The sequence below is a fragment of the Pasteurella sp. WM03 genome (assembly GCF_004570945.1).
In the GTDB taxonomy this organism is placed as follows: domain Bacteria; phylum Pseudomonadota; class Gammaproteobacteria; order Enterobacterales; family Pasteurellaceae; genus Rodentibacter.
Genome location: NZ_SPPO01000018.1, coordinates 1 through 3352 on the forward strand (window position 1 = coordinate 1; position 3352 = coordinate 3352).

The window sequence follows — 3352 nt, forward strand, 5'->3', positions numbered from 1 at the left end:
CCCATATCTATCTTGCTATCGCACTCGCTACGCTTGTTTGATGAGCCATATAAACCACAAAAAGCAAGTTTTCGTAGTTGATAGGGTTTCTTGATGTGGTTTTCAATAGATAAAAATAGGGCTGAAAGCCCCAAAAAGAGCCGTTAGGCTCTATATTTATGTGTTTTATGTGTTTTATGTGTTTTAGGATGTAAAAAAACATTTATTTTCAATGTGTTACGTGGCTATATGTGGACAGATTTATTGTTTAATGTGGACAGATTTATTGTTTAATGTGGACAGATTTATTGTTTAATGTGGACAGATTTATTGTTAATGTGGATTTGATTTTCATTTTGTCATATATATAATATGGACAAATGAATTTTATTGTCTATAAATAAAATAAATCTTTCCATGTTAAGACTGTTTTATGAGCAACGAATTAACAATATCGAAAGCAAATAGCTTTGTTGAAGCAAGTTATCAAATGACACTTGATGAAATGAGAGTTTTATCATTGACGTTAGGTGTGTTTGATCCATTAAATCCTGTGCGTGGGTTTGAATTTACTGTAACGGAATTTTGTCAGCATTTTCCTGATGTAAACCCTGATATAGCTTACACTCAAGTCCAAAAAGCCATTCTAAAAATTGCAAAACGAGATATGGTTTTGAGAGATGATGAAAAAATGTTTGTTGCTGTACCTTTTGTTACAAAAAGAGTTTATTTTAAAACAGAAGGTCGGTTTTATATTGAGTTTCACGAAGATTTAATACCATATATTGCTAACTTAAAAGCTCGTTATACAAAATATGAGCTTGTAAACATTGGTGCATTTACAAGTACGCATACTATTCGACTTTATGAATTATGTTCACAATATAAAACGGTTGGAGAACGTGAAATAAAAATAGATTATTTAAAAGATTGGTTACAGGTTAAAGGGAAATACGATCTTTACGCTGATTTTAGGAAAAGAGTTATTGAACCATCAATCAATGAAATCAATAAAAAATCAGATTTGCTGATTAGTGTAGAACCTGTAAAACGTGGTCGTAGCATTGTTGCATTAAAATTTGCAATTAAGAGTAAGAAAAGTGTGGTCAAAGCAGAATTAAAACGCCCACCATTCCCACATAAAAATAAGTACGGTAAGTTTGTAACATTAAGCCGACAAGATCCACGAATGAGCAATCATGAGTATGGTGTATGGGCAAAAGATTGTTTAAAAATCTTGGAAAATTTTTACCAAAAAATCGAAGATGTCCCGAATGAAGATTTACTGTTTTATTGGATTTTCCTTGCGTGTAACGCAAGTAACACATCAAAACTTGGTTCAAAGAAAACCTTTTCAGATGAACTGAAAAATCGTGGTTATAAAATCAAAGATTGTGAGTTAGTTAAACTATGAAAAAATTACTAATAAATCAGGCTAAGTGTTTGCTTTGTGGTGACATTGTAATATCAAAACATTCTCACGATTATGTAACGTGTAAGTGTGGAAATTTATCTATTGACGGTGGCAATGAATACCCTAGAAGATTGTATAATAACCCCAACGCTTATCAAGATTTATCAGAATACGATATTCAGAAATCTGATGAGCGATAGTATGAGCCTACTGCAAGTACAGGGGGATTTTTCGGAAATTGTATTACAATATTCGGAAGATCCCTATCCTGCACTAGATTTTTCCGACTACCAAATCAGAAAAAACAAAACCGCCTTTTTGGCGGTTTTATTTTATAAATTCTTGAGTTCGAATGGCGTACGCAATTACAGATTTACTGTAATTGTTTTCTTAGAAAACCACATTCAAGTGTGAACTGTAATTTATACAGTTAGGCAATCCACTTCAGCATGCTTATCTCATCTAATATTGCCTAGAAGGATAATTCGTCTTCTGAAAACTCGTAATTATGATATGACATTTTGTCACATTTTATAGATGACAAAATGTCATCCTAAATATATAAAAATTTTATAAAATAAATAAAGTTTAAAAAAATAAAATAATATATATTATTTTATTTTTTTAAACTTTGTATTATAATAAAATTTATTTATACGGTATCCTAATGAAAGAATCTTTAGAAAAAAAATGGGGTGAGGCTAATCTAGATGACGGATGGGCTGCAATTCCCATAGGACTACTAAAAAAACAATCAGAACTAGCTATATCACCTTTAGGATTAAATATTATTATCAATTTATTATCTTACTGGTGGTATAGGGATAGGGCTCCATATCCATCTCAAGAAACTCTAGCTAATAGAATTGGAGTGTCTAAAAGAAGTATTCAACGTGAAATAAAAAATTTGACTAGGTTAGGGATTATAGATAAATCTTCAACAGCAAGAAGTGATAAAAAATATAAAGGTCGAAATGTTTATGAACTAGAAAAACTAGTCAATTTATTAAATGGAAAAATAAAAAATGGATAGATTCACAATTAAAGGGGATGAAGAAGATCCTGATAGTTTTTGGTTGATAGATGGGAGTGAGAATTTTGCAATAATACCTGGTAATACCGTAAGTGGAATTCCTAATGATATACCAATAAAACTAAATGTAGGTGATCAATCTTTTGGAGAAAGGCACGTAAGCATTAGACACAATTCATGGGTCAAGAGATGCATGAATCATAAAAGTGAATATGATAAACGATTGGTCCCAGCTCTCTTACATAAAAAACTTAACCAATCTGGAACAATCTATGAAATAGAAAATAAAAAATTTTCAATACTTCTAAGATTAACTCCTAACACAACTTTAATTCTAAAAAACATGGGGAAATACTTATCAGTTACTAGCTTTTATTATAAAGAAAATAGCCCTGACGAATTATGGATTCAAAAGGGAAAGTATTTAAGCTCATTTGGAACAAAAAAGAAAAACATTTAAAGAAAAAGGGCATAGATGTCAAAATCTATGCCCTTTTTCTTGTAATCTGTGCGTTGAGTTCTTTGCTAACGATTAGACCCTAGACAAGTCAAATCTTAGTAAAGGGTAGCTAGTAAAGCAAATAATTTGCAAAGCGCCCCTATTACCAAAAAATCATTTCAACGATGTAAACAAGAAACGCAAATCATAACTTCAAGGGTCAAAAGCTCGGACTACTGGAAAGCATAAACAGGCAAATTGTGGTGTAAAAATTTAGCGCACTTACAGCGATACGTAAGCTGTGCCACCAAAACGTTCTAAAACGCGCTCTAAGCTATTTTTTGGAGTTACCCTTACTTACCCATATCTATCTTGCTATCGCACTCGCTACGCTTGTTTGATGAGCCATATAAACCACAAAAAGCAAGTTTTCGTAGTTGATAGGGTTTCTTGATGTGGTTTTCAATAGATAAAAATAGGGCTGAAA

The 3352-nt window shown here is 31.7% G+C and carries 4 protein-coding genes; all 4 read left to right on the top strand.

Translation table 11 applies throughout. The features are described 5' to 3' along the window. The first annotated feature begins 412 nt into the window (after positions 1–412). Positions 413–1393 (top strand): replication initiation protein, encoded by a 981-nt coding sequence (locus tag E4T92_RS10915; protein WP_135094863.1) that lies wholly within the window; start codon positions 413–415, stop codon positions 1391–1393. 201 nt (positions 1394–1594) lie between these two features. Beyond that, positions 1595–1807 (top strand): hypothetical protein, encoded by a 213-nt coding sequence (locus tag E4T92_RS10920; RefSeq protein WP_135094865.1) that lies wholly within the window; start codon positions 1595–1597, stop codon positions 1805–1807. Between the two features lie 253 nt (positions 1808–2060). Further along, on the top strand, positions 2061–2426 hold the full coding sequence (locus E4T92_RS10925; protein WP_135033597.1) for a helix-turn-helix domain-containing protein: 366 nt from the start codon (positions 2061–2063) through the stop codon (positions 2424–2426). Next, complete coding sequence (locus E4T92_RS10930) at positions 2419–2886, top strand: hypothetical protein (RefSeq protein WP_135094867.1); 468 nt, start codon at positions 2419–2421, stop codon at positions 2884–2886. Before E4T92_RS10925 ends, E4T92_RS10930 begins: the two co-directional genes overlap by 8 nt. The last annotated feature ends 466 nt before the right edge of the window (positions 2887–3352 follow it).

Excerpts from the sequence above, each read along its gene's own strand:
- E4T92_RS10915 (WP_135094863.1), top strand. The coding sequence starts at position 413 with ATGAGCAACGAATTAACAATATCGAAAGCAAATAGCTTTGTTGAAGCA.
- E4T92_RS10920 (WP_135094865.1), top strand. The coding sequence starts at position 1,595 with ATGAGCCTACTGCAAGTACAGGGGGATTTTTCGGAAATTGTATTACAA.
- E4T92_RS10925 (WP_135033597.1), top strand. The coding sequence starts at position 2,061 with ATGAAAGAATCTTTAGAAAAAAAATGGGGTGAGGCTAATCTAGATGAC.
- E4T92_RS10930 (WP_135094867.1), top strand. The coding sequence starts at position 2,419 with ATGGATAGATTCACAATTAAAGGGGATGAAGAAGATCCTGATAGTTTT.